This is a genomic window from Bradyrhizobium sp., from assembly GCF_049586575.1.
GTDB lineage: Bacteria > Pseudomonadota > Alphaproteobacteria > Rhizobiales > Xanthobacteraceae > Bradyrhizobium.
The window spans coordinates 13,624-34,562 of record NZ_JBAVCF010000172.1 but is presented as its reverse complement, the minus strand read 5'-3'; the positions used below and the strand labels follow the sequence as shown (position 1 = coordinate 34,562).

Sequence of the window (20,939 nt, the reverse complement as noted above, 5' to 3'; positions counted from 1 at the left end):
CATCGGCCAGCTTGGCGTCGAGCAGGCCCAGTTTGCGGTTGCTGCGCGCTGCCGCCAGCTTGATCGACGCCAGCGATGAAATCAGGTCGGGATAGATCGAGATCGGGGTTGCCGTGATCGGAAAATTCTCGACGGCCCGAAGCGTGTGGACCCCGTAATAGGCCTCCGCCGGAACATCCCGGTCACCCAGCAGATCGTGTTCGCGTCGCGTGCTCATGGGGACCTCATCCTATTGCGGGGAAGCGATAAGAACAGGATGCGGCAGGATTTCCAAGCCGGGATTTTCGTGGCCCGCGAAGTCGCGAATGAGAGGGAAAAATTCCGGGGAACGCTAGTGTCCCGATTCCGAAGTTCGCAGCATTTTTCGGAGCCACGTTTCGAACTTCGGAATCGAAAGGACACCAGCAAACCTATTGATCTGGTGTGGCTTTGGTTCAGAAGTCCGCATGACCAGCCCGCGGCACAAAAGATGCGGACTTCTGAACCGCCATACCAGGGCTTTCCGGCGCAATCGGACGCAGGAATCACGAACGTTTCGGAAGGTTTTACCGTCTCCGGCATTTTGAATACCACCGGTTTAAACCATCGTTTAGATGTGGCAGTTATCTTGACCGTCCGATTGTCCTGGTTGTTCCGGGAATCCCGAGCTGAAATCCTTATCGCCGGTTAACAATCGGCTTTCCAAGATTTGGAAGATATCCCAGGTGGGGACGGACTGAAGGAATGAACAGCGCCTTCAACGAGCTTGACTTCGATATCGCGAGCACGACCGCGGATCGGGCCAACCGTTTGATGTCGCAACATGGCGTGCCACCCACTCCCGATAATTTTTCGGTCTGGTTCTACTACGTGATGGGCGGGTCGCTCACGCTGAAGAAAACCGTTGACATCCTGATCGCCAACAAACGCAAGTTCGATTCCGCGATCAACCGCGATCTCTACCTTACCTACGTCAACCCGCATTCGAGCACGAGCGGGGATTTCCCCGAGCAGTTGCACGGCGTGATCGCCAGCGCCCAGGAATTTTTGGCGACCGCCATTTCCGACAACCGCGAGCAGTTGGAGAACCTCGGCGAAGTCAAGTCGGAATGCCAGACCGCGGTCGATCCACGGCCGATCATCGAAAAGCTGGTGAAAGAGCTATCCACGGCGACGACGCGCTCCTCGGCGCTTGAAGCGAATTTCCTCCAGACCACAAAAGACCTCGACGAGATCAAGGATTCGCTCAAACAGGCCGAGGAACACTCCAACACCGACGCGCTCACCGGGCTCGCCAACCGGCGTTCGCTCGATGCCTTCCTGCGCGCATCACAGATCGCGGCGATGGAAGCCGGCACGCCGCTCAGCATCCTGCTGATCGATATCGACCACTTCAAGCAGTTCAACGACGGCTTCGGCCACCAGGTCGGCGATCAGGTTATTCGGCTGGTCGCCAAGGTCGTGCAGGAGAACGTCCGCGAATGCGACCTCGCCGCGCGCTATGGCGGCGAAGAACTGATGGCGATCCTGCCCGGTGCCGCGCTCGATACCGGCTTCGAAGTGGCCGAGCGCATCCGCCGCCGCATCTGCGAGGCGAAGTTGACCCGGCGCACGACGGGCGAGGAAATTTCGAGCGTGACCGTCTCGATCGGCGTGGCGGAATTCCGCATGGCTGAATCGGCCGACGGCATGATCGATCGCTGCGACCGCGCGCTCTATCAAGCCAAGCGTGCGGGGCGCAATCGCACCATCAGGGAATCGGCCGAAGAGATCGCGGCCTGAAGCTAGCTTCAGTCAGAAGGGGGGCGCTGCTCAGATCGCCGCCGCAACCTTCTCCAGACCAATCAGGCGGGCGAGCGAACGCACCTCACGCTTCTGGTCTTCGCGCAGTTGAAACAAGAGCGGCATCGCCGCCGATTTCAATTGCTGGACTTCTGCGGCATCTGGATCGATCGGAGGGACGGGCGCGCCAGCGGGCTCGGCCTGTCGCGTCGCGTGGATCTTGCGGGCCACCGCGCGCAATGCATTCTCCACCGCCGGCCAATAGGACTCCTGGTCCGGCGACAGTTTCAGCCGCTCCTTGATGCCGGCGATTTGCGCGTCGCTCAGCAGCGCGTAAGACTTCTGCACCGGAGACTTGGCGACGGATTTTGGTTTCGGCGCCGTGACCGGATCGGCGGTAGCCGCCTTGGGCCTGTCGGCCTCGATCACAGGCGTGGCCGGCAATGCCTGCCGCAATGGCTCGCTCTCGCTCGGGATCGAGTTGGTAGACTGCGGCTCGGCGACATCGGGTGCGATCGAGGCGACGGTCAGCCTGTCGCCCTTGCTTTCCCGGTTCGGCACGCTTGCTTCTACAATGGTAACCGGCGCCGACGCTGCCAAGCTCGCCGCGGGCACGGTCTCACGGCTCAAAATGGCGGCCGCCGCCGCGCCAACGACCAGGAAGCAGGTCAGGACGGCAATCGTGATGGCTTTCGACAGGCGACTCTCCATTTTCTTTTAGAGCGGGCTTGACCACCTGCCGGTTGGGCTGCCCATCGGAAGCACCTTCCCGACAATAGGTGCAGGAAATAAGGCTTAACCGTGCCGCGATGGTGGCGATTCAGGCCGCCGGCGAGGAACCAGTGAAAAGGGATCAGGCGACGGCGACGAGTTCGTAAGCATCCTGAATATCGGCGACGATATCGGAGGCTTCCCACAGCGCGTCCGGTGCGACCGCTTGCCAGCTGATGGTCCAGTTTCCGCCTTTGCGGGAACGGGGCATGCCGATGACTTCGAATTGCACATCGCGGCAAAGCGGGTGACGCTCAAGCGCATAAGCGACCCGGCGCCTGATCTCATCGAGGGTCACCGGCGTTTTTTTAAAGAGCGTCTCGAAGTCCATGTCACTCCCCCTGCACCGCAGCTCAGCCTGCCCGCACAATTTTTGCGGCGGGCGGCTTTGGACATGAACCTTGGGGGAGCGTGGTTAATGGCGCGTTAAATGACCCTCGCCTTGATTCATTCGGCGCGCGATCAGGTGTGAGAGTGCTTCGGCGGCAACGCCAAGATGCTACAGCGGCGGATCGACCGCCTCGTCGTACTCTCTTTTGAGGCGCGCAATCAGTTCGGCGGCCGGCACCACCTTGCCGAGGCTGCCGATCCCCTGCCCCGAGCCCCAGATATCCTTCCAGGCCTTGGCCTTGGCGCGCTCGCCGGAAGCATCGGTTCCGAAACTCATCTTCGAGGCATCCGACTGTGGCAGGTTTTCCGGGTCCATGCCGGCAGCCACGATCGACGGCTTCAGGTAATTGCCGTGTACGCCGGTAAAGAGGTTGGAATACACGATATCTTCCGCACCCGACGCGGTGATCATCTCTTTATAACGCTCGACCGCATTCGCTTCTTTGGTGGCGATGAAGGCCGAGCCGATATAGGCGAAATCCGCTCCCAACAGACGCGCGGCGCGGATTGCGCGGCCATTGGCGATGGCGCCCGACAACGCGAGCGGACCGTCGAACCATTGCCGCGTCTCCGCCACGAAAGCGAACGGCGATATCACGCCGGCATGGCCGCCGGCCCCGGCGGCGACCAGGATCAGGCCGTCGGCGCCCTTCTCGATCGCCTTGTGCGCGAATTTCTGGTTGATGACATCGTGAAAGACGATGCCGCCCCAGCGATGCGCGGCCTGGTTGACCTCCTCGCGAGCGCCCAGCGACGTGATGATGATCGGCACCTTGTGCTTCTCGCAAAGCGCGAGATCATGTTCGAGGCGATTGTTCGACCGGTGCACGATCTGGTTGACGGCAAACGGCGCCGACGGCCGGTCCGGATGGGCCGCATCATATTCGGCGAGTTCCTGCCTGATCCGCGTCAGCCACTCGTCGAGCAGTTCGGGCGGCCGCGCATTCAGCGCGGGAAACGCGCCGACGATGCCGGCCTTGCATTGCGCGATCACGAGATCGGGCACCGAGATAATGAACAGCGGCGCGCCGATCGCCGGGATCGACAGACGGCCCTTGAACAAAGCAGGCATGGACATCAACGAAATCCTTGTATTTCCGGAAGGCGGGAAATCCCGTTCGCGGATGAAAGGATGCCAGACATCATCTCAAGAAAGCAATCGCGCTTATTTCCTAATGCCAAGCAGGACTATTGGCACAGCGCGCGGGTGACAAAATTGTCGGTTCGGCAATCTCCCGGCTTTCGGGTGCGGCCCGGAATCAGCACCTTCGCCGAACAGGCCTCCACCGAGTCTGTCGTGAGGCTCTTGCCCTCCTTGAAACCCTTGGACTGGCAAAGCTTGTCAGCGGCTGCCTTGCAGTCGGAAGCGCCATTGGCCGAAACCGGACAGATCAGGCGGCCCGTTGCCATGGAGGCGGGCTTGGCCAGGCGCGACAGGGTTTCGCCGGCACCCTTGGCGGCGTCCTTGGCGCGCGCATTGAGATCATCGAGGGTCTCGCTCGTACCTTTCAACGTCGGCAGGATCGACAGCGATTTTTCAAGCACCTTCCCCATTTCGTCGATGAGGCCCGGATTGTCCGAAGGCGCGGTCGGCGCTGCGGGTCCATTTGACGGCGCTGCCGGTTGCGGCGTTACTTGTTGCGGCGTTGTCTGCTCCGGCGCCTGGGCCGGCGACGGGCCGCCCGCCTGCGGCCAGCCGGTGCTGACGGCGGTCATCCAGACCAGGGTTGCAACCGCCATCCTTGCAACAAGCGGGCGCAGCGATGCCCGGAAGGCGTCGGATCGATCAGGCATACGCTCAGGATAGCGGGAGCCAGCCCGACGGCAAGGCTTCAGATCAAAAGCCTTTGGATCAAAAGGCTTCAGATCAATTTGACCGCGAGGACGAAACCGCCGGCGAGCAGAAGCACGAACGCCGTCAGCCAGAGCCCCAGGCGCTTCTCGATTTCGGCCCGGATCACGTCGCCGTAGCGGTTGAGCACAACAGCAACAATAAAGAACCGGCCTCCCCTGGCGATGATGGAGCACAGGATGAAGAGCCAGATGTTGTAGCCCGCAAAGCCCGAGGTGATCGTGACGAGCTTGTAGGGGATCGGCGTCAGCCCCTTCAACAGAATGATCAGGCTGCCCCATTCGGCATAGGAGGCGCGAAAGGCATCGACCTTGTCGCCGAGATGATAAAGGTTGATCAGCCACTGCCCGACCGAGTCATAAAGAAGCGCTCCGATGGCGTAACCGAGCACGCCACCGCTCACCGAGGCAATCGTACAAAGCGTCGCAAACAGCCATGCCCGGGCCGGGCGCGCCAGCGACATCGGCAGCAGCATGATATCGGGCGGAATCGGAAAGAAGGAGCTTTCCGCGAACGCGACCGCTCCCAGGATCCATAGCGCATAGGGCTTGTCAGCGGAGGCGACACACCAATCGTAGATACGTCTGAGCATGGCGCGATGAAGCATCAAGCGGCACGTTTGTCCATGCCGCGATTGAGGGATTCAAGAAGACGTCAGTGCCGCTTGCGTAAGGCGCGGCCTTCGAGCGCGACAATTGGCCGCCGCGTCATACGGGATGGCGGAACCTTGACCGGCGACTTCGGCATCTTCTCGGCGATGCCGAGCAGATTCTCCCGCCGGTCCATCTCGCGCCACACATCTTCCGGACGCACGCCGGCGGCCGCCCACAGCACCGTCAGATTGTAAAGGAGGTCGGCGCTTTCGCGGATGACGGCATCGGTCTTGCCGTTGACCGCATCGATGACGACTTCGATAGCCTCCTCAGCCAGCTTCTTCGCCATCTTGTCGGGCCCGCGCTGAAACAGCCGTGCGGTTCGCGAGACCTGGGGATCGAGATCCTTGGCCGCGATGACTGCCTGATAAAGCCGATCGAGCGAATCACTCATGCGTCTTAACATAATCCAAACGCCTCGCTAGCGCGTTAACGCTGAAGGCAAAATTGCACATCCGCTGGCCACAGTGACCAGCAACTTAACTCGGTCATGAGATTTGCAAGTGCCGGCAACCAGCAGACGACGATCGGGCGGTTGGCTTGCCTTGCGAGATGAAGCCATATCGGCTGCAACCGGCCACGTCACTGCCGTATTAATACGGACCGGCACCGTTCTCTCGGACATGTGAACGACCTCACAGCCGAATTAACAATGCGGGTGCCTGCACACCAATCGGAAACCATCCTTGCTCACCTGCGGTTCAGGTTGGCATCGGCAGAATAGGCCTGCCGGAGCGGCGTCATGAAACCGACATATCTAGCGGTCCAATTCCAGCATTCGCATCCCTTCGCGGCAGTGCCGATGCGCGCATTTCAGACCCATTTTGCACGCTGGTGTCTCGCCGCCTGGATCGGCCTTGCGGGACCGGGCGCGACGGCGAGCTACGCGGGACAGACCGATCACCCCCTTGCCATCGAACTTTCTTTCGACCGGCCGATCAATGCCGGCGAGGCTCCCGCCATCGTCGCCATGTCCGACGGGCTGTTCTCTTCAGAAGGGCTCACGGTATCCGCCAGCACGACCGCCGGATCTCCGGAGGCGATCGCACGCGTCGCCTCCGGCACCAGCGAGTTTGCCATCGTCGATCTCAACGCGCTGATCCGCTTTCGCAGCCGCAGTTCCCCGCCGGTCAAGGCGGTGTTCGTGCTGTTCAACAAGTCGCCCTATGCCATCGTCGCCCGCAAGAGCCGGGGCATTCACGTTCTCTCGGATATCGACGGCAAGACGCTTGGCATCGCGGCCAGCGACCTGTCAGCCGGGCTGTGGCCGGCATTGGCTCACCAGAACGGAATCCATCTCGATCACGTCAAGCAAAGCACCATCAGCGCTGCGGTGCGCGAGCCGATGTTGTCGGCCGGCCAGGTCGATGCCGTCACCGGATTTTCTTACCAGTCCGCCGTGAACCTGCGGGATCGCGGCGTTCCAGCCGGCGACCTCGCGGTGCTCCGTTTTGCCGATTATGGCTGCGCGGCTTACGGCTTTGCGGTGATCGTCAATCCCGACTTCGCCGCCAAACAACCCGACGCAGTGAAGGGTTTCGTGCGGGCCTTGATTGCCGGCATCAACCTGGCCATCCGCGATGAAGGCCATGCGGTCGACCAGGTCCTCACCCGGATGGACGAGGGCTCGCGCGATCTGGAGCTGGAGCGGCTGCACGCAGTGGTCCGCGACAACATCATGACCGACGAAGTGAACCGCAACGGCCTCGGCGGGGTCGATCCCGAAAGGCTGGAACGTTCGATCGATCAGGTCGGCGAGGGTTTCAAATTCGCCAAACGCCCCTCGGCTGCCGACATTTTCGACGACCGCTTCCTGCCCCCGCGCGCCGATCGCCTGATCAACTGAACGCCTCATCCTTGGCTCGCAAGCGCATGACAACAACGGGACGCTGGTTCTTGGCAGCGATCCCTGATTAAGATGCGCCTGCTGGATGGCCACCCGTCGACATCGGAATCGCATGTCTCTGCTTCGCCTTTATGCGCGCGTGCTTGAACTGCTCGGCAAGGAAGCGCGGCTGGGCTGGGTCCTGGCCGGGGCCAATCTCCTGCTCGCCGGCGCGCAATTCGCCGAACCGGTGCTGTTCGGCAAAATCGTTGACGCGCTCTCCGGCAAATCCGCCTCCGGTACGCCGGGATCATCGTCGGCCTGGCCGCTGCTGTTGGCCTGGGCCGGCTTCGGCCTGTTCACGATCCTGTGCGGCGCTTGGGTGGCGCTGCATGCCGACCGGCTGGCGCATCGCCAGCGCCAGGAAGTGCTAACCAGCTATTTCGAGCACATCCTGCAATTGCCGCTTACCTTCCATACCGGCACCCATTCCGGGCGGCTGATGAAGGTGATGCTCAACGGCACCGACGCGCTGTGGCGGCTGTGGCTCGGATTTTTCCGCGAGCATTTCGCCGCGATCATGTCGCTGGTGGTGCTCCTGCCGCTGGCGCTTTACATCAACTGGCGGCTTGCGATCCTGCTGTTCGCGCTTTGCGTGGTGTTCACCGTCCTGACCACGCTGGTGGTGCGCAAGACTTACGGTATGCAGAGCGACGTCGAGACCTATTACGGCGATCTTTCTGCGCGCGCTTCCGACGCTCTCGGCAATGTCGCGCTGGTGCAGAGCTTCGTGCGCGTCGATGCCGAGGTGCAGGGCGTGCGCTTCGTCGCCGACAAGCTCCTGACGGCACAGATGCCGGTGTTGTCGTGGTGGGCGCTGGTGACCGTAATCACGCGGGCCTCGACGACGATCACTATTCTGGCGATCTTCACGGTCGGCATCGTGCTGCACGAACGGGGGCTCACCTCCGTGGGCGAGATCGTGATGTTCGTCTCTTTCGCCACCCTGCTGATCCAGAAGCTCGAGCAGGTGGTCAGCTTCATCAACAGCGTCTTCATGGAGGCGCCGCGCCTTGCCGAATTCTTCAACGTGCTCGATGCGGTGCCCGCAGTCCGCGACCGCTCGGATGCGATCGACACCGGACGCCTCTCCGGCCTCGTCGAATTCAACGACGTTTCGTTCTCCTATGACGGCAAGCGGCCCGCGGTCGAAGACCTTTCATTCTCGGCGCTGCCCGGTCAGACCATCGCGCTGGTCGGCCCGACCGGCGCCGGCAAGTCCACCGCGATTGCGCTGCTGCATCGCGCGTTCGATCCGCAATCCGGCTTCATCAAGATCGACGGCATGGATGTGCGCGGGCTTAAGCTGACGGCGCTGCGGCGAAACATCGGAGTGGTGTTCCAGGAAGCGCTGCTGTTCAACCGCTCGATCGCCGACAACTTAAGGGTCGGCAAGCCGGACGCCTCGGACGAGGAATTGCGGCTCGCAGCACAGCGCGCGCAGGCGCTGGAGTTCATCGAACGCGGCGAGCGCGGCTTCGACACCAATGCCGGCGAACGCGGGCGAATGCTGTCCGGCGGCGAACGGCAGCGGCTGTCGATTGCGCGCGCGCTGTTGAAGGATCCGCCGATCCTGATCCTCGATGAGGCGACGAGCGCGCTCGACGCGATCACCGAGGCCAAGGTCAATGCCGCGCTCGACGAAGTGATGAGGGGACGCACGACCTTCGTCATTGCTCACCGCCTTTCGACCATTCGCAACGCCACGCTCATCCTGGTGTTTGACAACGGACGGGTGATCGAAAGTGGAACTTTCGATGAACTTGTCGCGAAAGGCGGTCGTTTCGCGGAACTTGCGAAAGCCCAGTTCATGGTGCAGGAGAGCACACGCGCGAGCCTCAAGGCGCCATAAAGCACGTCACATCAGCGTCAAGAGGGAAGTACCGCCGAAATTCGGCCCATTTCGCCACCGAATTAGTTATTGAGCCTCCGCAGCGAGCCGGTATAGGTTGGCGGCTGCCGCCGGACACGCTTGAAACCCGAACGTCACATGGTGAAGACCTCCTTTCCAAAGGCGGGGTCTCAAAGGACCGGAATCGGATAGTGCATTTTCATCGCCCGTCGCTTTTCAAATCATCATGGCGTTCGATCGCCATTCTTGCGGCCTTCGTGCTCACCACACATGTGGCAAACGCCGAAGCGCTGCTGCTGGTGGAAGCCGATAGCGGCAAGGTCCTGCAAGCCGAGAACGCGACCAATCCCTGGTACCCGGCCTCGCTGACCAAGCTGATGACCGCCTATGTGACGCTGAAAGCGGTCAAGGAAGGCCGGATCACGATGGACACGCTGTTCACCGTGTCTCCAACTGCAGCTTCGCAGGCGCCTTCCAAAATGGGATTCCGGCCCGGCACGCAGGTCACCGTCGACAATGCACTCAAGATGATGATGGTGAAATCGGCCAATGACATGGCCGTGGTGCTGGCCGAGGGCGTCGGCGGTTCGATCGACGGTTTCGCCGCGCTGATGAACCAGAACGCGCAGCGGCTCGGCATGACGCAGACGCATTACGTCAATCCGAACGGCCTGCCGGCGGACGGACACATCACATCGGCGCGCGATCTTGCGATCCTGGCGCGTGCGATCGTTCACGACCTGCCGGAATACGAATATTTCGTCCACATCCCCTCGATCCGCTATGGCCGCAGGATCGTTCAAAATTTTAACAAGCTGATCGGCCGTTATCCCGGCGCCGACGGTTTCAAGACCGGCTTCATCTGCTCGTCCGGCTATAACCTCGTGGCGTCGGCGACCCGCAACGGAAAGCGGCTGATTGCAATCGTGCTTGGCGCCTCCTCCGGGCACGCACGCTCAGTCAAGGCCATCCAGATGCTTGACCGCGGCTTCTCCAACGACACACTGTCGTGGCTGCACCCTTCGCTTGGCACGGTGGATAGTCTGGCGCCGATCGATGCCTCGCCGCCGGACCTGCGCGACGAGATGTGCAGCGGCAAGCGGCACAAGCCCGCCAGCGACGAAGACGAAGACACGACGGCCAGCAATGGCTCCGGACAGGCACTGGCCTTCTTCTCGACAGGCCAGACGCCGGCCTTGAAACCATCCGAGTTGCTCGCGGCAGCGCCTGCGCCATCGGAGCCCATTCCCGTCTATACCGGACCGACCCGCACCGGCGCCGCGCTGATCGCGGCGGTCGCGGCCGACGCCAACGAACAGGCAGCGGCGGCCCGTCACGGGAAGAAGTCGCGCCACGCTGCGAGAAAGCCCGATGCGGCAGACGATACCGGCAAGGAAGCCAAGTCGAAACCGGCGAAGCATGCCAACGCCAAGCCCGACGCGGCGAAGTCCGCCGACAAGCCGGCAGCTACCGAAAAATCGGAGGCCAAACCGGCCAAGCGGAAGGCGGCCGTAAAGCCAGCCAAGCCAGCACCCAAGTCCGACGCCAAGAGCGGTTGAGCCGGCGCGTCCGATCAAAAGCCGCGCGGGATTGCCGTTTGGTTAAGCCGGACACGCGCTGCAACGTTCCCGTGACCCTGCCGTCAAGCCCGGCCGCCGCTTGCCATCGGCGGTGGCAACGCCCAATATTGCGCAAGATAATAAAATGTCCCGGCGCAACGGCCGGGCACGATTCAAGGAAACGAACCGAGAGGGGAAGTAACATGGACCGCATCTGGCTCAAGCAATATCCGGCCGGCGTGCCCGCCGATATCGATGTGGCCCAATATTCATCCCTGGTCGAACTGCTGGAAGAGAGCTTTGCCAAGTTCAAGGATCGCAAGGCCTTCATCTGCATGGACAAGTCCATCAGCTACCGCGACCTCGATGAGATGTCGCTGGCGCTTGGCGCCTATCTGCAGAGCAAAGGGTTGCAGAAGGGCGCCCGCGTCGCGATCATGATGCCGAACGTGCTGCAATATCCGATCGCGACCGCAGCCGTGCTGCGCGCGGGCTACGCCGTCGTCAACGTCAATCCGCTCTATACGCCCCGCGAACTCGAGCATCAGCTCAAGGATTCCGGCGCCGAAGTCGTCATCGTGCTGGAAAATTTCGCCGCCACCGTGCAGCAGGTCGTGGCCAAGACTGCGGTCAAGCGCGTCATCGTTGGCAGCATGGGCGACCTGCTTGGCTTAAAGGGCGTCATCGTCAATCTCGTGGTCCGGCGCGTCAAGAAAATGGTGCCAGCCTACTCGATTCCCGACGCCGTCTCCTTCAACGATGCGGTGGCGAAGGGGCGGACCCTGACGTTCCAGAAGCCGCGGCTGATGCCCGACGACGTCGCCTTCCTGCAATATACCGGCGGCACCACCGGCGTTTCCAAAGGCGCAACGCTGCTCCATCGCAACATCCTCGCCAATGTGCTGCAGAACGATGCCTGGTTGCAGCCGACGCTGAAAAAGCCACCGCAGGTCGATGAGCTCTTCATTGTCTGCGCGCTGCCGCTATATCACATCTTCGCGCTCACGGCCTGTTACCTGCTCGGCGTGCGCACCGGTGGCGTCAATCTTCTGATCCCCAATCCACGCGACATGGCTGGCTTCGTCAAGGAGCTGGCAAAATACCAGGTTAATTTCTTCCCGGGGGTCAATACACTTTACAACGGCCTGTTGCATACGCCCGGCTTTGACAAGCTCGACTTCTCGAAGCTGAAAGCCTGCAATGGCGGCGGCATGGCGACGCAGAAACCGGTTGCCGAGAAGTGGCTGGCGGTGACGCACTGCCCGCTGTCGGAAGGTTATGGCCTGTCGGAGACGTCGCCGACATTAACCTGCAACCCCGCCGACATTGACCGCTTCACCGGCTCGATCGGCATTCCCGTGCCCTCGACTTGGCTCTCGATCCGCGACGACGACGGCAACGAGGTGCCGCTGGGCGAGGCGGGCGAGATCTGCGCCAAGGGACCGCAGGTGATGGCCGGCTACTGGAACAGGCCGGACGAGACCGCCAAGGTGATGACGGCGGACGGCTATTTTCGTACCGGCGACATCGGCGTGATGAGCCCTGACGGCTACACCAAGATCGTCGATCGCAAGAAGGACATGATCCTGGTCTCCGGCTTCAACGTCTACCCGAACGAGATCGAGGAAGTGATCGCGAGCCATCCGGGCGTGCTGGAATGCGCCGTGATCGGCGTCGCGGATTCCAGGTCCGGCGAAGCAGTGAAGGCCTTTATCGTCAAGAAGGACCCAAACCTCACGCCCGAAGATGTGATCAAGTTCTGCACCACGCAGCTCACCGCCTACAAGATCCCCAAGCAGATCGAGTTCAGGACGGCTTTGCCGAAGACCAATGTCGGCAAGATCCTGCGCCGCGAGCTGCGCGACGAGAAGAAGGCGGCGGCGGCCTAATCCGCCGTCCAAACGCGGGCAGATGACGCAACGGTGAACGGCGTGGCCCGTTGCCATTTCAGCGCTCGCGAATATTGTGCCCCGCCAATGCCCGGTCTAAGAAACTTCCGCACCATCTCAAGGAGAGTACGATGACGATCAAAGTTGGCGACAAGCTGCCCGAGGCGAAATTTCGCGTGTTGACGGCGGATGGCCTGCAGGTGAAATCCACCGACGATATCTTCAAGGGCAAGAAGGTCGCGCTGTTCGCCGTCCCCGGCGCCTATACCGGCACCTGCCACAAGATGCATCTGCCGAGCATCTTCCTGAACGCCTACGCCATCAAGGACAAGGGCGTGAACACGATTGCGATCGTTTCCGTCAACGACGCGTTCGTCATGAGCGCCTGGAAGCGCGACACCGACCAGCGCGACGAAGCCACCTTCCTCGCCGACGGCAACGCCGAATTCACCAAGGCGATCGGCATGGAGCTCGACGCTTCCGGCAATGGCCTGGGCATCCGCTCCAAGCGCTATTCGATGGTGGTGGACGACGGTGTGGTCAAGAAATTGAACCTCGAGCCCGCGCCGGGCAAGGTCGAGGTTTCCGGCGGCGATACGCTGCTGGGGCAATTGTGAGCTAACTCTCAGCACGACAAGCTGTCATTCCCCGCGAAAGCGGGGAATCCAGTACTACAGAGATATCGAGACAGACCGAGTCGCCGCAGCGTACTGGATCGCCCGCCTTCGCGGGCGATGATCGTTTGTGTTATAGCCCCTCACCTACCCCTTCAGCCGCGCCATCGCCACGCCGTCGCGCGCCAGTTGATCGGCGCGCTCATTCTCGTCGTGGCCGGCATGGCCCTTGACCCAGTGCCAGCGCACCTGATGCGGCTTTAACGCATCGTCGAGGCGCTGCCACAACTCCGCGTTCTTGACCGGCTTCTTGTCGGCGGTGCGCCAGCCGTTCTTCTTCCAGCCGTGAATCCACCCGGTGATGCCCTGACGGACATATTGACTGTCGGTATAGAGATCGACCGTGCAGGGCTTTTTCAGCGCCTCCAGCGCCGAGATCGCCGCCATCAACTCCATGCGGTTGTTGGTGGTATGGGCCTCGCCGCCCTTCATCTCTTTTTCGACGTCGCCGAATTTGAGAATGGCGCCCCAGCCGCCGGGACCGGGATTGCCCGAGCAGGCGCCGTCGGTGTGGATGATGACCGTGGGAAGCGAACTCACCTTATTCTCCCTCAGGCGAGAACGCCGTAGTCGCGGATCGAGGATACGCTCTGGTGGAAACGCAGCTTGCGGACATATTCGAGCGGGTCTTTCGGCCGCACCAGTGCGCCCTTCGGCACGTTGAGAAAATCGACGAGACGGGTCAGCAGAAAACGTAATGCCGAACCGCGCGCGAGCAGCGGCAGCGCATCCTCTTCCGCCTTCGACATCTTGCGCTCGCGGCCATAGGCCGAGAGCAACGCGCGCGCCTTGGTGACGTTGAACGAATGATCCGGCTCAAAGCACCAGGCGTTGAGGCAGATCGCCACGTCATAGGCGAGCATGTCGTTGCAGGCGAACGGGAAATCGATCAGGCCCGACAATTTGTCGCCGAGGAAGAACACATTGTCGGGAAACAGGTCCGCATGGATTACGCCAACCGGCAGATCTGACGGCCAGCACGCCTCCAGATGCGTAAGCTCAGCCGCGATGAAATCGGAGAGGCCGGCCCGCACGTTATCGGCACGATTCGCCGCACGCTCAAACAGCGGCCGCCATCCGTCGACCGAGAGCGGATTTTTCCGGAACAGCGGAAAATCGCTGCCTGCCAGATGCATCCTGGCAAGTGCCTCGCCCACGCCAGCGCACTGCATCGCCGTCGGCCGCCGCGGCCACATGCCTTCCAGAAAATTGATAATCGCCGTCGGGCGGCCGGCCAATTCGCTATAAACTGCACCTTGTCGGTTTTTGGCCGGCTGCGGGCAATGCACGCCGCGCTCCGCCAGATGGGCCATCAGCGAAAGGAAGTAAGGCAGATCATCCACCGCCACGCGCTTTTCATAGAGCGTCAGGATGAAAGAACCTGACGTCGTGTGCAGCAGGAAGTTGGAATTCTCGACGCCTTCGGCGATGCCCTTGTAGGACAAGAGCTCGCCGATCTCGTAATTCTTCAGGAAGTCCGCAAGCTCATCGGCGGCGACGTCGGTGTAGACCGCCATAGCGATATCCCGGCTTGAGCCTATTCCGCTGCGTCGGGCCGCAGCGATCGCGGCAACGGGAAGAACTCGTTCTCTTCCGCCGCCGACACCGTCTCGACGTGCAATTCGTACCGCTCGGCGAAGGCGCCCATGATTTCCTCGACGATCACCTCGGGTGCGGAAGCGCCTGCCGTGATGCCGAGGCTCTTGATGCCTTCGAAACGCGACCAGTCGAGGTCACCGGCGCGCTGCGCCAAAATCGCGATCGGGCAGCCTTCGCGCTCGGCGACTTCGCGCAGACGCTGCGAGTTCGACGAGTTCGGCGCGCCGACTACAATCAGCGCATCGACCACCGGCGCCACCTTCTTCACCGCGAGCTGGCGGTTGGTGGTGGCGTAGCAGATGTCTTCCTTGTGCGGCCCCGATATGTTCGGAAACCGTCCCTTCAGCATCGCGACGATTTCCGCGGTGTCGTCGATCGACAGCGTGGTCTGGGTCACAAAAGCCAGATTGTTGGGATCCTTCGGAGTGAAGGTCGCCGCGTCCTCCGCGGTCTCGATCAGCGTCACCGTGCCTTGCGGCAACTGGCCGAGCGTGCCGACCACTTCCGGGTGATGGGAATGGCCGATCAGCAGGATCTCGCGGCCGCGCTTGAAGTGGATCGCCGCCTCCCGGTGCACCTTCGTTACCAGCGGGCAGGTCGCATCCAGCGAGAAGAAATTGCGCGCGCGGGCGTCGGCCGGGACCGACTTCGGAACCCCGTGGGCCGAGAACACCACCGGTGCATTGGTATTGTCGGGGATTTCGGCCAGTTCCTCGACAAAAATGGCCCCTTTGGTCCTCAAGCTGTCCACAACATAGCGGTTATGGACGATCTCGTGGCGGACGTAGACAGGGGCGCCGTAAATGGTGAGCGCCCGCTCGACAGTATCGATCGCCCGCACCACACCGGCACAGAAGCCGCGCGGCGAACAAAGCACGATTTTCAGCGGTGGTTTGGCTGGCATGAGGCGGCCTCGGACCGGGTCGGCCCCAAACCTTAACAAGGCCTATCAGGGGGTCGTGGAACGGTCGATTCAAAGGGATAATCTGCCCAAGGACTTGGGACGGCTTTCGGGCTCTGTCAAGGGCACACCCATTGCGTAAGCTCCCCGGGAGGGCTTATAAGGGGCGCAATTCCCGTCATCGTTGATGACCATGGTTTCGCCTCCCGGAGGTGGGCGAAGCGCAAAGGAGATTCGCCATGAGCAATGCACCGCTGATGCCTAAGGCAACTGCCGTGTGGCTGGTCGATAATACCGCGCTGACCTTCGATCAGGTGGCGGATTTCACCAAAATGCACCCACTTGAAGTCAGAGCCATTGCCGACGGCGATGCCGCCCAGGGCATCAAGGGCATGGACCCGATTTCGACCGGCCAGTTGACCCGCGACGAGATCGAAAAGGGCGAACAGGATCCGAATTATCGGCTCAGAATCGCCGAGAGCAAGGTGACGTTGCCGCCGCAGGCCAAGAAGAAGGGCCCGCGCTATACCCCGGTCTCACGCCGGCACGAACGGCCGAGCGCAATACTCTGGCTGGTGCGCAACCACCCCGAGTTAAAGGACGCACAGATCATGCGTCTGGTCGGCACCACCAAGACCACCATCGCCAGCGTGCGCGACCGCACCCACTGGAATGCCTCGACCCTGACGCCGATGGACCCGGTGACGCTCGGCCTGTGCTCGCAGATCGAACTCGATTTCGAGGTGCAGCGCGCGGCCAAGGAAAAGCCGACGGATATCGCCCAGGGCGGCCCGACGCTGCTGCCGGCCTCCGAGACCACCCGCAAGGAGCCGGAGTTCGAGCCGACCGAAAAGCAGCGCGACGACCTCAACGTCGATGCGGTGTTCGCCAAGCTGAAAAACATTGGCGGCAAGAAGCCGGACGAGGAATAGACATTTTGGGGAGCGGGCTAACCCGCTCCACCACGTAATTTACCGGAAATTACATTCCGAAACGCCGAGCGCATAGTTTGGCCTGGAACTCCGATTCCGAAGTTCGCATGATATCGCGGCACCTCTGATGCGAACTTCGGAATCAAAAGGATGGCAAATCGCGGACGATTCGTCATGGGCGGGCGAACTCAGCGAATCCTGACATGGCTGGAATCTGTTTCCTGATTGCAATCTTGCTGGGCGGAGCCGCTCTTCTGTTTCGTCAGGCGGCAGAAAAAATTTCGATCGGGACACAATGGGCCAGCGACGCCTGCTCGCTGTCGTTGACCTTCTGCCATAACCGCGAATATCTGGCCTATGCCGGCGGCGCGATGCTGCTGATCGCGATCGGCGCCAAACTCGGCAGCCTGGCGAACTGACACAAGACCTGAAAGGCAAATCCGAAACGCGACCTGCGCGGTCCGCGTTTTCAGTTCGGCCGTTCCGGATGATTGAGCATGTACTCGCCGAGATCGCGCTGCTTCTTGTCGGCGCGATCGATGGTGTTGCCGCGCTGGGCGTCGCGTTCCCTGCGGCAAGCGACATATTCCGATGAGCCGGCTGCGACCTTGCCGCCCGCGCGGCAGAAGGTGTCGTCGTCCTCGGTCAAGCCGGAATTGACCGGCAACTCACCGCGGTGGGAGCAAGCGCCGAGCGCGAGCACCATCAACGCCAGCGCGGTCGGAAGCCTCAAGGTGGTGAGCCGCATGCCAAATCCCGTGATATCGGCGGTAGGTGTAGCCCGAAATGTGGGATTTGTAAGCCTTAACTCCTCCCCTTCAATGCCTCCGTGATCTCGTCCAGCACCTTGGGGTCTTCGATCGTGGCGGGCATGGTCCATGTTTCGCCATCGGCGATCTTCTTGATGGTGCCGCGCAGGATTTTCCCCGAACGGGTTTTCGGCAACCGGCCGACGGTAAGGGCGAGCTTGAACGCCGCCACCGGGCCGACCTTCTCGCGCACCAGCGCCACGACCTCCCGCTCGATCTCGGCGGGCTGGCGCGCCACGCCGGCCTTCAGCACCAGGAAGCCGCAGGGCACCTCGCCCTTGATCGCATCCTTGATGCCGAGCACGGCGCACTCGGCCACATCGGGATGCGACGCCAGGATCTCCTCCATGCCGCCGGTGGAGAGACGATGGCCGGCGACGTTGATGATGTCGTCGGTGCGGCCCATCACGAAGACATAGCCGTCTTCGTCCATGTAACCGGCGTCCGACGTCTTGTAGTAACCGGGAAACTCGTTGAAATAAGCCTCCTTGCAGCGCTCGTCCTGCTGCCACAGGGTTGGCAGACATCCCGGCGGCATCGGCAGCTTGATCACGATCGAGCCCATGGTGCCCGCAGGGACAGGCCGTGAAGCCTCATCGACCACCGCGACCCGATAGCCCGGCATCGGCACCGTCGGCGAACCGTGCTTGACCGGCAGCTGACCCAAGCCGACCGGATTGCCGGCGATACACCAGCCGGTTTCGGTCTGCCACCAGTGATCGATGACCGGCACTTTCAAGTGCGCCTCGGCCCATTCCACCGTCGGCGGATCGGCCCGCTCGCCGGCCAGAAACAGCGTGCGGAATTTCGACAGATCGTATTGCCGAATGAATTTTCCGTCCGGGTCCTCTTTCCGGATCGCGCGGAACGCGGTCGGCGCGGTGAACAGCGCTACTGCCTTGTGTTCGGAAATCACCCGCCAGAACGCGCCGGCATCGGGCGTGCCGATCGGCTTGCCCTCATACATGATCGAGGTCGCGCCGTGGATCAGCGGGCCATAGACGATGTAGCTGTGGCCGACCACCCAGCCGATATCCGAAGCGCACCACCAGACCTCGCCCGGCTTGATGCCATAGAGGTTGAACATCGACCATTTCAGCGCGACCAGATGCCCGCCATTGTCGCGCACCACGCCCTTCGGTATGCCGGTCGTGCCCGAAGTGTAGAGGATATAGAGCGGATCGGTCGCCAGCACCGGAACGCAATCGGCGGACCTCTTGGCCTTGATCGCCGCATCGCGCAAGCTCGCCCAGTCCTGATCGCGACCCGCCGTCAACTCGCAGGCCTGTTGCGGCCGTTGCAGGATGATGCAGGCCTGCGGCTTCACGCTCGCAAGTCTGATCGCCTCTTCGAGCAGCGGCTTGTAGGCCACGATGCGGCCGGGCTCGATCCCGCAGCTCGCCGAGAAGATCAGCTTTGGCGCGGCGTCGTCGATCCGGCTCGCCAGCTCCTTGGGTGCAAAGCCGCCGAACACCACCGAATGCACCGCGCCGATTCGCGCACAGGCCAGCATCGCCACCACCGCCTCCGGAACCATCGGCATGTAAATGATGACACGGTCGCCCTTGGTGATGCCGAGATCCGTCATGATGCCGGAAAGCGTCTTCACCTCGGCCAATAGCTCGGCGTAGGTGAATTTGGTAACGCGGCCGGTGAGCGGCGAATCGTGGATCAGCGCCAGTTGATCGGCGCGCCCGCGTTCGACATGACGATCGAGCGCGTTGTAGCAGGTGTTGACGACGGCGCCGGTAAACCAGCGGCCGTAAAGGCCGAGCGAGGGGTCAAATACCTTATCGGCAGGCTTGATCCAGTCGATCTCGCGCGCCGCCTCGCCCCAAAAGCCTTCGGGGTCCCGGAGCGAGCGCGCGTGGACCTCGTGATAGCTGCTCTTGTGCTGGATGTTCATGGCGTCTCTCCCTTCCGACGTCACGGCCGGAGGCCTGGCGCGGTTTTGACGCGCATTGTCGCGCCTCAAACCGACAATTCAAGCCGGAACAGGTCAGCCCTTCGACTAAATGTTATTGTTTGGAGAGGGCGCCGAGCTGGTCGACCCGTTCCGCCATCGCCTGGCGCAGGTCATAGCCGGGCCGGCCGTAGGACGCGTTGCGCTTCGCCATGAATTCGCGCTGCTGCTTTGTCAAAGCGAGCGCCGCGCGATGGCTGCCGCTTTCCGCGCTGGCTATCGCCTTCAGGAACACCTCGTTCATCTCGCGGTCGAGGCGCGCAAGATCTGGGTCGGCGCAGATCGCCTTTTCGACCTGACGTTTGGCCGTGGCGCAGTTGAAGCTCGGCAGGCTGTTCTGGGAGGCAAGCTCGTTCAGCCGCTCGAGCTGGAGCGAAACGTCCTTGTAGTTGCCGGCGGCGGTGGCGTCGGAAGGATTGAGACGAATGGCTTCCGCGTAATCCTGCAACGCACGGCTGCGATCGCCCTTGCCGCGCCAGGCCGCGCCGCGATTGTTATACGCGCGCTGGAACTTCGGATCGAGCTTCAAGGCCGCATCGTAATCCGCAATCGCGCGATCGTAGTCTTTCGTCGCCTGATAGGAATCGCCGCGGTCGGTCAGGAAATTCGCCTGCGGACGGAGCTTGATCGCCTGATCGTAGTCGGCGATGGCGTTCGCGTAGTCGCCATTGCCGGCGAGATCGAGCCCGCGATTGTCGAAGAATTCCGGCCGCGACGGATCGATCCGGATCGCCGAGGTCTCATCGTCGAGCGCGTGCTGGATGTTGCCAAGCTTGCGGTGAGCCGCGCCCCGATTGGTGTAGGTTTGCGCGCGGTTCGGATCGAGCTTGATGGCCTGGTCGTCATCGGAAATCGCCTTCTGATATTCGCCCTTGAAATACCAGGCGGCGCCGCGATCCGCATAGGCCAGCGCAAAATCAGGCTTTAGCCGCAGCGCCTCGTTATAGTCTTCGATGGCGCGGTCGTATTTGCCGGCGTTGTTGAAGATATTGGCGCGAATTTCATAGCCGTCGGCGTTATCAGGATCGAGCCTGATAGCCTCATTCAGCGCGCCGAACGCCTCCACGGTCTGGCGTTGCTGGCGCAGGATTTCGCCGCGGGCACGGAAGGCGAACGCGAGACTGGGGCTCTCGGCGATGACATGATCGAGTTCGTCGAGCGCCTTGTCGGTCTGCCCATTGTTGTGGCGCGCCATCGCCTGCACGACCATCGCATTGAGACGATCGGCGGCCGCGGTGGCCGGATTATCGACCAGCGCGGCGCAGCTATCGATTAATTTCGCCGGCGCTGCGTCCGTATGCGCGGCGCAAATGACGGCGGGCTCGGCACGCGTTGCGGTGGAAGTGACAGAAGCGGCGGCCAAAACAGCTGCGACGAGCGATGGCGAGGCAAAAGACCGCATGACCGGCTCTCAATGACGGGGTGCTCGGCGCGAGCGCCGATTTGAGC

At 62.0% G+C, this 20,939-nt stretch carries 21 protein-coding genes and 1 pseudogene; 9 read left to right on the top strand and 13 right to left on the bottom strand.

The genetic code is table 11. The features are described 5' to 3' along the window. Window positions 1–217, bottom strand: a pseudogene (gene aspA / locus WB528_RS06780) (aspartate ammonia-lyase); the annotation flags it as partial. Between the two features lie 39 nt (window positions 218–256). On the opposite strand from aspA, the gene WB528_RS06775 reads away from it, so the two are divergent. After that, complete coding sequence (locus WB528_RS06775; protein WP_423887650.1) at window positions 257–670, top strand: hypothetical protein; 414 nt, start codon at window positions 257–259, stop codon at window positions 668–670. Between the two features lie 122 nt (window positions 671–792). Beyond that, a complete protein-coding gene (locus tag WB528_RS06770) occupies window positions 793–1,761 on the top strand; it encodes a GGDEF domain-containing protein (protein ID WP_423887655.1) in 969 nt (322 codons plus the stop codon). A 30-nt stretch (window positions 1,762–1,791) separates the two neighbouring features. Here the strand turns inward: WB528_RS06770 and WB528_RS06765 are convergent, their stop codons facing one another. From WB528_RS06765 to hisE, 6 genes are all read right to left on the bottom strand, one after another. Continuing rightward, window positions 1,792–2,460 (bottom strand): hypothetical protein, encoded by a 669-nt coding sequence (locus WB528_RS06765; protein ID WP_423887654.1) that lies wholly within the window; start codon window positions 2,458–2,460, stop codon window positions 1,792–1,794. A 154-nt stretch (window positions 2,461–2,614) separates the two neighbouring features. After that, entirely contained in the window at window positions 2,615–2,863 is a 249-nt protein-coding gene (locus tag WB528_RS06760) for a hypothetical protein (protein WP_423887649.1), read from the bottom strand. Window positions 2,864–3,031: 168 nt separating this feature from the next. Further along, a complete protein-coding gene (locus tag WB528_RS06755; RefSeq protein WP_423887648.1) occupies window positions 3,032–4,000 on the bottom strand; it encodes an NAD(P)H-dependent flavin oxidoreductase in 969 nt (322 codons plus the stop codon). Between the two features lie 110 nt (window positions 4,001–4,110). Further along, complete coding sequence (locus WB528_RS06750) at window positions 4,111–4,662, bottom strand: hypothetical protein (protein WP_423887647.1); 552 nt, start codon at window positions 4,660–4,662, stop codon at window positions 4,111–4,113. Between the two features lie 122 nt (window positions 4,663–4,784). Beyond that, window positions 4,785–5,366 carry a YqaA family protein gene (locus WB528_RS06745; RefSeq protein WP_423887653.1) on the bottom strand — a complete coding sequence of 194 codons (582 nt, stop codon included), beginning with the start codon at window positions 5,364–5,366 and terminating at the stop codon, window positions 4,785–4,787. A gap of 62 nt (window positions 5,367–5,428) precedes the next feature. After that, window positions 5,429–5,821, bottom strand: coding sequence for a phosphoribosyl-ATP diphosphatase (gene hisE, locus WB528_RS06740; protein ID WP_423887646.1), 393 nt, complete (start codon window positions 5,819–5,821; stop codon window positions 5,429–5,431). A 408-nt stretch (window positions 5,822–6,229) separates the two neighbouring features. Here hisE and WB528_RS06735 point away from each other — a divergent pair, with 408 nt between their 5' ends. From WB528_RS06735 to WB528_RS06715, 5 genes are all read left to right on the top strand, one after another. Further along, entirely contained in the window at window positions 6,230–7,273 is a 1,044-nt protein-coding gene (locus WB528_RS06735; RefSeq protein ID WP_423887652.1) for an ABC transporter substrate-binding protein, read from the top strand. A 112-nt stretch (window positions 7,274–7,385) separates the two neighbouring features. Further along, window positions 7,386–9,164 carry a glucan ABC transporter ATP-binding protein/ permease gene (locus WB528_RS06730; protein WP_423887645.1) on the top strand — a complete coding sequence of 593 codons (1,779 nt, stop codon included), beginning with the start codon at window positions 7,386–7,388 and terminating at the stop codon, window positions 9,162–9,164. A 191-nt stretch (window positions 9,165–9,355) separates the two neighbouring features. Continuing rightward, entirely contained in the window at window positions 9,356–10,723 is a 1,368-nt protein-coding gene (locus WB528_RS06725; protein WP_423887644.1) for a serine hydrolase, read from the top strand. A 203-nt stretch (window positions 10,724–10,926) separates the two neighbouring features. Beyond that, window positions 10,927–12,612 (top strand): long-chain fatty acid--CoA ligase, encoded by a 1,686-nt coding sequence (locus WB528_RS06720; protein WP_423887643.1) that lies wholly within the window; start codon window positions 10,927–10,929, stop codon window positions 12,610–12,612. Between the two features lie 131 nt (window positions 12,613–12,743). Continuing rightward, window positions 12,744–13,229 carry a peroxiredoxin gene (locus WB528_RS06715; protein WP_423887642.1) on the top strand — a complete coding sequence of 162 codons (486 nt, stop codon included), beginning with the start codon at window positions 12,744–12,746 and terminating at the stop codon, window positions 13,227–13,229. Between the two features lie 144 nt (window positions 13,230–13,373). On the opposite strand, the gene rnhA is transcribed toward WB528_RS06715, so the two are convergent. From rnhA to ispH, 3 genes are read right to left on the bottom strand one after another with little or no spacing between them, the layout of a single operon-like run. Next, window positions 13,374–13,826 carry a ribonuclease HI gene (gene rnhA / locus WB528_RS06710; RefSeq protein WP_423887641.1) on the bottom strand — a complete coding sequence of 151 codons (453 nt, stop codon included), beginning with the start codon at window positions 13,824–13,826 and terminating at the stop codon, window positions 13,374–13,376. 11 nt (window positions 13,827–13,837) lie between these two features. After that, window positions 13,838–14,803 carry a homoserine kinase gene (locus WB528_RS06705; RefSeq protein WP_423887640.1) on the bottom strand — a complete coding sequence of 322 codons (966 nt, stop codon included), beginning with the start codon at window positions 14,801–14,803 and terminating at the stop codon, window positions 13,838–13,840. Between the two features lie 20 nt (window positions 14,804–14,823). Beyond that, window positions 14,824–15,789 (bottom strand): 4-hydroxy-3-methylbut-2-enyl diphosphate reductase, encoded by a 966-nt coding sequence (gene ispH, locus WB528_RS06700; protein ID WP_423887639.1) that lies wholly within the window; start codon window positions 15,787–15,789, stop codon window positions 14,824–14,826. Between the two features lie 236 nt (window positions 15,790–16,025). Between ispH and WB528_RS06695 the strand changes: the two genes are divergently transcribed. Both WB528_RS06695 and WB528_RS06690 read left to right on the top strand, forming a co-directional pair. Continuing rightward, complete coding sequence (locus WB528_RS06695) at window positions 16,026–16,718, top strand: DUF1013 domain-containing protein (RefSeq protein ID WP_423887638.1); 693 nt, start codon at window positions 16,026–16,028, stop codon at window positions 16,716–16,718. A gap of 203 nt (window positions 16,719–16,921) precedes the next feature. After that, entirely contained in the window at window positions 16,922–17,137 is a 216-nt protein-coding gene (locus tag WB528_RS06690; protein ID WP_423887637.1) for a hypothetical protein, read from the top strand. Window positions 17,138–17,187: 50 nt separating this feature from the next. On the opposite strand, the gene WB528_RS06685 is transcribed toward WB528_RS06690, so the two are convergent. From WB528_RS06685 to WB528_RS06675, 3 genes are all read right to left on the bottom strand, one after another. Beyond that, window positions 17,188–17,466: a hypothetical protein gene (locus WB528_RS06685; protein WP_423887636.1), complete on the bottom strand. Its 279-nt coding sequence runs from the start codon at window positions 17,464–17,466 to the stop codon at window positions 17,188–17,190. A gap of 56 nt (window positions 17,467–17,522) precedes the next feature. Continuing rightward, a complete protein-coding gene (locus WB528_RS06680) occupies window positions 17,523–19,433 on the bottom strand; it encodes a propionyl-CoA synthetase (protein WP_423887635.1) in 1,911 nt (636 codons plus the stop codon). A 112-nt stretch (window positions 19,434–19,545) separates the two neighbouring features. Continuing rightward, the gene (locus tag WB528_RS06675) at window positions 19,546–20,892 is read right to left on the bottom strand and encodes a tetratricopeptide repeat protein (protein ID WP_423887634.1); all 1,347 of its coding nucleotides are present in this window, start codon (window positions 20,890–20,892) and stop codon (window positions 19,546–19,548) included. Window positions 20,893–20,939 lie beyond the last annotated feature (47 nt).

Coding starts and splice junctions, on each gene's coding strand:
- WB528_RS06775 (WP_423887650.1), top strand. CDS start 257: ATGCGGCAGGATTTCCAAGCCGGGATTTTCGTGGCCCGCGAAGTCGCG.
- WB528_RS06770 (WP_423887655.1), top strand. CDS start 793: ATGTCGCAACATGGCGTGCCACCCACTCCCGATAATTTTTCGGTCTGG.
- WB528_RS06760 (WP_423887649.1), bottom strand. CDS start 2,863: ATGGACTTCGAGACGCTCTTTAAAAAAACGCCGGTGACCCTCGATGAG.
- WB528_RS06755 (WP_423887648.1), bottom strand. CDS start 4,000: ATGTCCATGCCTGCTTTGTTCAAGGGCCGTCTGTCGATCCCGGCGATC.
- WB528_RS06750 (WP_423887647.1), bottom strand. CDS start 4,662: ATGGCGGTTGCAACCCTGGTCTGGATGACCGCCGTCAGCACCGGCTGG.
- WB528_RS06745 (WP_423887653.1), bottom strand. CDS start 5,366: ATGCTCAGACGTATCTACGATTGGTGTGTCGCCTCCGCTGACAAGCCC.
- hisE (WP_423887646.1), bottom strand. CDS start 5,821: ATGAGTGATTCGCTCGATCGGCTTTATCAGGCAGTCATCGCGGCCAAG.
- WB528_RS06735 (WP_423887652.1), top strand. CDS start 6,230: ATGCGCGCATTTCAGACCCATTTTGCACGCTGGTGTCTCGCCGCCTGG.
- WB528_RS06730 (WP_423887645.1), top strand. CDS start 7,386: ATGTCTCTGCTTCGCCTTTATGCGCGCGTGCTTGAACTGCTCGGCAAG.
- WB528_RS06720 (WP_423887643.1), top strand. CDS start 10,927: ATGGACCGCATCTGGCTCAAGCAATATCCGGCCGGCGTGCCCGCCGAT.
- WB528_RS06715 (WP_423887642.1), top strand. CDS start 12,744: ATGACGATCAAAGTTGGCGACAAGCTGCCCGAGGCGAAATTTCGCGTG.
- WB528_RS06705 (WP_423887640.1), bottom strand. CDS start 14,803: ATGGCGGTCTACACCGACGTCGCCGCCGATGAGCTTGCGGACTTCCTG.
- ispH (WP_423887639.1), bottom strand. CDS start 15,789: ATGCCAGCCAAACCACCGCTGAAAATCGTGCTTTGTTCGCCGCGCGGC.
- WB528_RS06695 (WP_423887638.1), top strand. CDS start 16,026: ATGAGCAATGCACCGCTGATGCCTAAGGCAACTGCCGTGTGGCTGGTC.
- WB528_RS06690 (WP_423887637.1), top strand. CDS start 16,922: ATGGCTGGAATCTGTTTCCTGATTGCAATCTTGCTGGGCGGAGCCGCT.
- WB528_RS06685 (WP_423887636.1), bottom strand. CDS start 17,466: ATGCGGCTCACCACCTTGAGGCTTCCGACCGCGCTGGCGTTGATGGTG.
- WB528_RS06680 (WP_423887635.1), bottom strand. CDS start 19,433: ATGAACATCCAGCACAAGAGCAGCTATCACGAGGTCCACGCGCGCTCG.
- WB528_RS06675 (WP_423887634.1), bottom strand. CDS start 20,892: ATGCGGTCTTTTGCCTCGCCATCGCTCGTCGCAGCTGTTTTGGCCGCC.